8 protein-coding genes and 1 pseudogene are annotated in these 8,006 nt (G+C 61.3%); 6 read left to right on the forward strand and 3 right to left on the reverse strand.

Features of this window, described 5'->3' with window-relative positions:
* From L9Z73_RS20755 to cfaB, 5 genes and pseudogenes are all read left to right on the forward strand, one after another.
* Positions 1-367 (forward strand): annotated as a pseudogene (locus tag L9Z73_RS20755) (hypothetical protein); the annotation flags it as partial.
* A gap of 115 nt (positions 368-482) precedes the next feature.
* A complete protein-coding gene (gene bufA2 / locus L9Z73_RS20760; RefSeq protein WP_247404852.1) occupies positions 483-734 on the forward strand; it encodes a BufA2 family periplasmic bufferin-type metallophore in 252 nt (83 codons plus the stop codon).
* Positions 735-798: 64 nt separating this feature from the next.
* Entirely contained in the window at positions 799-1,644 is an 846-nt protein-coding gene (bufB, locus tag L9Z73_RS20765; RefSeq protein ID WP_247404855.1) for an MNIO family bufferin maturase, read from the forward strand.
* Positions 1,635-2,423 (forward strand): DNA-binding domain-containing protein, encoded by a 789-nt coding sequence (locus L9Z73_RS20770; RefSeq protein WP_247404859.1) that lies wholly within the window; start codon positions 1,635-1,637, stop codon positions 2,421-2,423. The genes bufB and L9Z73_RS20770 overlap by 10 nt, the downstream gene beginning before the upstream one ends.
* Positions 2,424-2,510: 87 nt before the next feature.
* Entirely contained in the window at positions 2,511-3,695 is a 1,185-nt protein-coding gene (cfaB, locus tag L9Z73_RS20775; RefSeq protein ID WP_247404862.1) for a C17 cyclopropane fatty acid synthase CfaB, read from the forward strand.
* Positions 3,696-4,318: 623 nt separating this feature from the next.
* On the opposite strand, the gene cls is transcribed toward cfaB, so the two are convergent.
* A complete protein-coding gene (gene cls / locus L9Z73_RS20780) occupies positions 4,319-5,758 on the reverse strand; it encodes a cardiolipin synthase (protein ID WP_247404865.1) in 1,440 nt (479 codons plus the stop codon).
* A gap of 130 nt (positions 5,759-5,888) precedes the next feature.
* On the opposite strand from cls, the gene L9Z73_RS20785 reads away from it, so the two are divergent.
* Positions 5,889-6,410, forward strand: coding sequence for a DUF3617 domain-containing protein (locus tag L9Z73_RS20785; protein ID WP_247404868.1), 522 nt, complete (start codon positions 5,889-5,891; stop codon positions 6,408-6,410).
* A gap of 85 nt (positions 6,411-6,495) precedes the next feature.
* Here the strand turns inward: L9Z73_RS20785 and L9Z73_RS20790 are convergent, their stop codons facing one another.
* Together L9Z73_RS20790 and L9Z73_RS20795 are read right to left on the reverse strand one after the other, a co-directional pair.
* Complete coding sequence (locus L9Z73_RS20790) at positions 6,496-7,374, reverse strand: metal ABC transporter substrate-binding protein (RefSeq protein WP_247404871.1); 879 nt, start codon at positions 7,372-7,374, stop codon at positions 6,496-6,498.
* A gap of 11 nt (positions 7,375-7,385) precedes the next feature.
* The coding region (locus tag L9Z73_RS20795; RefSeq protein ID WP_247404873.1) for a metal ABC transporter permease at positions 7,386-8,006 on the reverse strand (621 nt) is incomplete at its 5' end.

Below are 8,006 nucleotides of genomic sequence, written 5' to 3' on the forward strand. Positions count from 1 at the left end.
CAGGGATTCCAATTATCGATACTGGTCAAGGTTGTGTGGCCTCGTAGATTTTCCCACCTATATATTCTCCACCCATACCACCGACAGTCGTACCTACCCATGCGCCAGTTCCCACTATGGCAGCGACTTGCGCCGCCTGGGCACGTGTGTGCGCTTGAGTCGTCAATGTCGGCACACGTTGCAGGTCAACGTGATCATCGGCCTGGGCTGGACGCTGGCCATCGTGGTGTTCGCCGCGTTTGGCTGGTTGGGGGCTGCTGGCGCGATGATCGCGGCGGTGTTGCACAACCTCAGTACCTTGCTGGTGCTGGGCAACGCCGGGCGTTTGCTGCGGTTTCAGGAGCCGTTGTCGAAGCTGGAGAAATAACTGTCAGATTTTTTTCGAGGGTGCTGTAACGGCAAGGGGGCACCTCACTCTAGTGGTATGTCGGGACTGAGCATGCCGCTCAGCCGACCTAACCACGCTCTATGAGGATGACCCCATGACCATCAAAAACGCCATTTCCGGTGCTGCCCTGGCGCTCGCTGCTGCCACCCTGTTTGCCGGTGTCACCACCCAGGTACAGGCCGCCGACGCTGCGGTGCATTGCTACGGCGTCACCTCCTGCAAAGGCATGAATGACTGCAAGACCGCTGAAAACGCCTGCAAGGGCCAAGCGGTTTGCAAGGGTCATGGCTTCAAGGCCATGACTAAGGCTGCGTGCGACAAGGCCGGTGGCAAAGTCGGCGAGTAATCGGCCCCCGCGTACCCCGCAGCGGCCACCTGCCGCTGCGGACACGTTTGCCCAGGAGTGTCTGATGTCCATGTCCCTTCCGAGCCTGGGTTACGGCCTGGGTCTACGCAGTGAGTACTACCAGCAGATCCTTGAACAATCGCCGGCCGTGGATTGGTTCGAAGTGATCTCCGAGAATTACCTGGTGCAGGGCGGTAAAGCATTGTACTACCTGGACGCGATCGCCGAGCGCTACCCGCTGGTGATGCACGGTGTGTCCCTGTCCATCGGCGGGCCCCATGCCCTCGATATCGATTACCTCAAGCAGCTCCAGCAACTCGCCGCGCGCATCCAGCCGGCGTGGATCTCCGATCACCTGTGCTGGAGCCGTGGCAGCGCGCACCAATTGCATGACCTGCTGCCCCTGCCTTACACCGAAGAAAGCCTGTATCACGTGGCCAGTCGTGTGTTGCAGGTGCAGGATGTGTTGCAGCGCCCGCTGGTGCTGGAGAACGTCTCCAGCTATGTGCGCGCCAAGGCGGATGAATTCACCGAGTGGGAATTCCTCAACGCGCTGACCCAATTGACGGGGTGCCAGTTGCTGCTGGACGTCAATAATGTGTACGTCAGCTCGCGCAATCACGGTTTTGATGCCTGGACGTTCATTCACAACCTGCCGCCGCAGAGCATCCGCCAACTGCATTTGGCGGGGCATATGGACTACGGCGATTACGTGGTCGATACCCATGACCATCCGGTGTGTGATCCGGTGTGGGCGCTGTATCAACAGACCCTGGAGCACCTGGGCCCGGTCTCGACGTTGCTGGAGCGCGATGACCATTTTCCGCCGTTCGAAGAGCTGCTCAGCGAGTTGGACAAGGCCCGCACGCTGGGTGCGACCGCCTTGGCCAGGAGAACGCTATGCGCCTGACGGATTGGCAACTGGCCTTCGAAGAGCACTTATTGGCCGAAACCCCTGTGGCCGGCACTGGCTTTGCCGCCACGTTGCTGGGTGGTCCTACGCTGGATGTGGAAACGGGCCTGGCGATTTATCACAACGCCTACCTGTCGCGGTTGCAGGACGTGTTACGGCAGGACTTCGGCGCCCTTTGGTATTGGCTCGGGGATGACGAGTTCGCCGCGCTGACCGAGGCCTATGTGCGTCGCTACCCGTCCGCCCACTACAGCCTGCGCTGGCTGGGCCAGCGGTTCGCGGCGTTTATCCAGGAGCACCTGGTGGCTGAGCAAAGCGCGCCGCTGTCTGAGCTGGCGCGGCTGGAGTGGGCTTTCACCCTGGCGTTCGATGCGCCGCCGGGTGCGCCGCTGACCCTGGACGACATGGCGCGACTGTCGCCGCACGACTGGCCGGGTTTGCAGGTCACCCTGGCGCCGACCGTTCAGCAGATACTCTGCCGCTTCAACACCGTAGAGACCTGGCGCGCCGGCAAGGCCCAGTCGGACTTGCGCGCCAGCCAGCCTCTGGATGCGCCGCAGATCTGCCTGGTGTGGCGCCATCAGCAGGTGTGCCGCTACCGCAGCCTGGAACCCGCAGAAACCTGCGCTTTGGCGGGTATGGTGACCACCGGCTGGTGTTTTTCAGAACTGTGCGCGCAGTTGGCAGTCAGCTATGGAGAGGGTGCGCCCCTGCAAGCGGTCTCGTGGCTGAAACAGTGGATTCAGGACGGTTTGCTCGAACGCCGATTTTCATAAGCGCAGGTTATGAAATCGATAGCTTCCTACGTTGTCGTGGGATGGTCTACCCTCTTTCCAGACGTCTGAAACAAGGGGGGACTACTCATGCTCGCGCAACTTCCACCGGCCTTACAGAATCTTCAGCTACCGCTGCGTCTTCGACTCTGGGACGGCCATGAATTCAACCTGGGCCCCGAGCCCAGTGTGACCATCGTGGTGAAGGACCCCTCGGTTGTGTCCACGCTTTTCCATCCCACGCTCGATTCATTGGGCGAAGCCTTCGTCGAGGGCAAGCTGGAGCTGGAAGGCTCCATCGCCGAGGTGATCCGGGTGTGTGACGAGTTGAGTTATGCCCTGATCGATGACGATGCGGACAATCATCCGGTGCGCTCGATCCACGACAAGGCCACTGACGCGGCTGCGATTTCCTACCATTACGACCTGTCCAACGAGTTCTACCAGCTGTGGCTCGACCAGGACATGGCGTATTCCTGCGGTTACTTCGAAACCGGCAGCGAATCCATCGACCAGGCCCAACAAGACAAATTCCGCCACCTGTGCCGCAAGTTGCGCTTGCAGCCAGGCGAGTATTTGCTCGATGTCGGCTGCGGTTGGGGCGGGCTGGCGCGGTATGCGGCGCGGGAGTTTGGGGTAAAAGTGTTTGGCATCACCCTGAGTAAAGAGCAACTGGCCCTGGCCAAAGAGCGCGTGAAAGCCGAGGGCCTGGATGATCAAGTGGACCTGCAACTGCTCGATTACCGCGACCTGCCCCAGGACGGCCGTTTCGACAAAGTGGTGAGCGTGGGCATGTTCGAACACGTCGGCCACGCCAACCTGGCGCAATACTGCAAGACCCTGTTTGGCGCGGTGCGCGAAGGTGGCCTGGTGATGAACCATGGCATCACCGCCAAGCACATTGACGGTCGCCCCGTGGGCCGTGGCGCCGGGGATTTTATTGAGCGCTACGTATTCCCCAACGGCGAACTGCCGCACCTGGCGATGATGACCGCCGAGCTCAGCGAAGCCGGGCTCGAAGTGGTCGACGTGGAAAGCCTGCGCATGCACTACGCACGCACCCTCGACCATTGGAGCGAACGCCTGGAAGACAACCTGGAAGCGGCGGCGAAGCTGGTGCCGGAACAGGCATTGCGCATCTGGCGGTTATACCTGGCCGGTTGCGCCTACGCGTTTGCGCGGGGCTGGATCAACCTGCACCAGATCCTGGCGGTAAAACCCCACGCCGATGGCAGCCACGAACTGCCGTGGACGCGCGAAGACATCTACCGCTGAAGCGTTTCCTCGCGGCCCTGAGGATGCAAATGTGGGAGGGGGCTTGCCCCCGATTGCGGTGTGTCAGCTAGCGGATTGGGCACTGATTCACCGCTATCGGGGGCAAGCCCCCTCCCACATTTTTACCGCAGTGTCTGTTGGTGAAGCGGTGAAACAAGCGGTGCGATCCGCATGCTGGCAGTAAAACCCTTCGCCGATGGCAGCCATGAACTGCCGTGGACGCGGGAAGATATCTACCGTTGAAGCATTTTCCCGCAGCCCCGCAGATGCAAATGTGGGAGGGGGCTTGCCCCCGATTGCGGTGTGTCAGCTAGCGGATTGGGCACTGATTCACCGCTATCGGGGGCAAGCCCCCTCCCACATTTTTACCGCAGTGTCTGTTGGTGAAGCGGTGAAACAAGCGGTGCGATCCGCATGCTGGCAGTAAAACCCTTCGCCGATGGCAGCTATGAATTGCCGTGGACGCGTGAAGATATCTACCGTTGAAGCATTTTCCCGCAGCCCCGCAGATGCAAATGTGGGAGGGGGCTTGCCCCCGATTGCGGTGTGTCAGCTAGCGGATTGGGTTCTGATTCACCGCCATCGGGGGCAAGCCCTCTCCCACATGTTTATCGCAGCGTCGGTTAGAGAATCGGTGAGATAAGCCGCGCGATCCGCATGCCCAGTTGTTGCAGGCGGCGGGTTTCGCGGCTTTCTTCCTGGCTGACTTCATGGGCCTGGGCGAAGTCATCGAGCAGCATGTGCTCCACTTGCTGGGCGAAGGCTTCATCGACGGTCAGCAACATCACCTCGAAATTCAGCCGGAACGAACGGTTGTCCATATTCGCACTGCCGATGGCGCTGATTTCGCTGTCGACCAACACCACTTTCTGGTGCAGAAACCCCGGCGTATAGCGGAACACCCGCACCCCGGCGCGCACCGCTTCGATCGCGTAAAGGCTGGAGGCGGCATACACAATGCGGTGGTCGGGCCGCGACGGCAGCAGCAGGCGCACGTCGACCCCGCGCAGCACCGCCAGGCGCAGGGCGGCAAACACCGCTTCATCCGGGATGAAATACGGGCTGGTGATCCACACGCGCTCGGTCGCGGCGTGGATGGCTTCGACAAAAAACAGCGAGCAGGTTTCATAAGGGTCGGCCGGGCCACTGGCGAGCAATTGGCAGAGCACGCCGTCTTCGGGGTAAGTGTCTGGCAGGATCAGCGGCGGCAGTTCCCGCGCGGCCCAGAACCAGTCTTCGGCAAACGATTCCTGCAGGCACGCCACCACCGGGCCGATGACCTGCACATGGGTATCGCGCCACGGCGCCAGTGGCGGTTTTTTGCCCAGGTATTCGTCGCCGACGTTATGCCCGCCGACAAACCCGGTGATGCCATCCACCACCACGATCTTGCGGTGGTTGCGGAAGTTGACCTGGAAGCGATTGAGCCAACCGCTGCGGGTGGCGAACGCCTTGACCTGCACCCCGGCGTCGCGCAGCGATTGCACATAGCGAGAGGGCAGGGCGTGGCTGCCGATGCGGTCGTAGAGCACGTAGACGGCTACGCCTTGGGCGACTTTTTCCTTCAGCAAGGCATGCAACTGCCTGCCGAGTTCATCGTCATGAATGATGAAGAACTGGAACAGCACGGCGGTTTTGGCGCGGCGAATCGCGTCGAAGATCGCATTGAAGGTGGCGTCACCATTGATCAGCAAGCGCACTTCATTGTTCGCCAGACACGGCATGCGCCCCAGCTTGGGCATCGCCCGCAGCGAGGCGTAGGCGCTGGAGTTGCGTGCGGCCAGGGCTTCCTCGACCCACGGGCGCCAGTTCAGTTCGTTGATTGCGGTGTGCATTTCCTGGTTGGCCTGGCGCCGCGCCTGGATGTACGCATCGAAGGTGCTGCGGCCGAAGATCAGGTAAGGAATCAGCGTCAGGTAGGGTACGAACATCAGCGATAAGGCCCAGGCAATCGAGCCTTGGGCGGTCCTGACGGTCAGCACCGCATGGATCGCGGCAAGCGTTCCGAGAAAATGCAGCGTGGCGATAAAGTAGGCGAGCAGGTGCGGGCCAAAAAAATCCATGGACGATGTCACTCCAGGCAATCCAGTGCCTAACAGACCATGTTCGGTCAGGAATGTCGCTATTTTCTTTGCCGTGCAACACTGGCGCTTTTGTGGCGTCTAACGCCCACAATTGCCCAGGAGTTACTCGATGAATGCTCGTCTGCTAGGTTTGGCCATGGTTATTGGTTTTTCACTGCCCGTGGCGGCACAGGCGCAGATGCTGGCGCCGGGCTTGTGGGAATTGACTACGAGCAACATGAAAGTGGATAACCAGGACCTGCCGGACCTGTCGCTGATTCTCGGTCAGCTCAAGCAACAGATGACCCCGGAACAGCGCGCCATGCTGGAAAAACAAGGCATCGCCATGGCCGGCAAAGGCGTCCAGGTGTGCCTCACCCCCGCCCAGGTCGCCTCCGACTCGATCCCGCTGACCGACCCGCAGTCGGGCTGCAAACAGCAAGTGACCGACAAGAGCGGCAACCAGTGGAAATTTCGTTTCAGTTGCCCGAAAGCCCAGGGTACCGGCGTGGCCACCTTCCAGAGTCAGAAAGAGTTCACCACCACGGTCAACGGCACCTTCAACGCCACCGGCATTCAGCAGAAGGGCAGCCTGGACAGCCACGCCCAGTGGCTGGGGGATAACTGCGGCAGCGTCAAACCGCGCGCTTAACCCCGACAATGCAGGGGTAGACCCTGGCAGTTGTGCCAGGCCAGTGGGTCAAACTAGACAGTCACGCCGCACGCGTTCTTGCCGATCATGGTTTGCTTAACGCCGCGCACAGGGTGTTGAGGTTGTATTCGAACAGCCCGATAAAGGTGCTGGCCGGGCCTTCTGCGGCGAGGGCGTCGGAGTACAGCGTGCCGCCGATCTGTGCGCCGCTTTCGTTGGCGATCTGTTTGAGCAGGCGCGAGTCCTTGATGTTTTCAATGAACACGGCTTTGACTTTGTCCTTGCGGATCTGGGTGATCAGCGCGGCGACTTCAGCGGCTGAAGGCTCACGCTCGGTGGACAAACCCTGGGGCGCCAGGAACTGGATGCCATAGGCCTGGCCCAGGTAGCCGAAGGCGTCGTGGGAGGTGACGATACGGCGGTTGCCCGCGGGCAACGCGCCGAACTTGGCCTTGGCCTCGGCGAGCAGGCGGTAGATGTCTTTCAGGTACGCCTGGCTGTTGCGCAGGTAGTCGGCCTGGTTGGCCGGGTCGGCGGCCACCAGCGCCTTGGTGATGTTGTTCACATAGATTTCGGCATTGGCCAGGTTATGCCAGGCGTGCGGGTCCGGGATGGTTTCGCCGTCTTCCTCCATGGTGTGGGAGATCACGCCTTTGCTGGCGGTGACCACGGTGGCGCGGGTTTCGGTGCTGGCCACCAGGCGGTCCAGCCACGGCTCGAAGCCGAGACCATTTTTGATGATCAGCTTGGCCTTGAGCAGCGCCTTGGCGTCGTCCGGGCTCGGCTCGTAGGTATGCGCGTCGGCGTCGGGGCCGACCATGTTGCTGATCTGGATGTGCTCACCGCCGATCTGGTGAGTGATGTCATCGAGAATACTGAAGCTGGTCACCACCTGGAGTTTGTCGGCGGCCTGGGCCATGGACAACGGCAGTAGCAGACTGAACAGCACGAATAGAGCGCGCATCGGGAAACACCTCATTGGGATGACAGCAAGGGAGGGCGGCGCAGCAAGCCATGCACCGGACCGAAAACCACGGACAGCAGGTACCCACCACCAGCCACCAGCACAATCGCCGGGCCGCTGGGCAGTGAGTAATAGAACGACAGCAACAAACCAAGCCACACCGACAGGCAGCCCAGCACTGCCGATACCGCGATCAACACCGGCAAGCGCCGGCTCCAGAACCGCGACGCGATGGCCGGCAGCATCATCAATCCCACCACCATCAGCGCGCCGATGGCTTGGAAACCGATCACCAGGTTCAGCACCACCAGGGTCAAAAACAGCCCGTGGGCCAGCGGGCCGAGGCGGCTGACGGTTTGCAGGAACAGCGGGTCGAGGGTGTCCAGCAGCAGCGGTTTGTAGATCAGCGCCATGGCGACCAGGCTGAAGCCGGAGACCCAGAGCATGCCGGTCAAGGTGGTGTCGTCGACGGCCAGTGCGGAGCCGAACAATAGGTGCAGCAGGTCCAGGCGTTTGCCGGCAAGGCCGAGGATCAGCACGCCGGCGGCGAGGGAGATGGGGTAGATGGCGGCCAGGCTGGCGTCTTCGCGCAGGCCGGTGATCAGGCGCTGGCGAATGTCTTCACCCACCGC

This window comes from Pseudomonas emilianonis, assembly GCF_023072625.1.
Taxonomy (GTDB): Bacteria; Pseudomonadota; Gammaproteobacteria; order Pseudomonadales; family Pseudomonadaceae; genus Aquipseudomonas; species Aquipseudomonas paraveronii.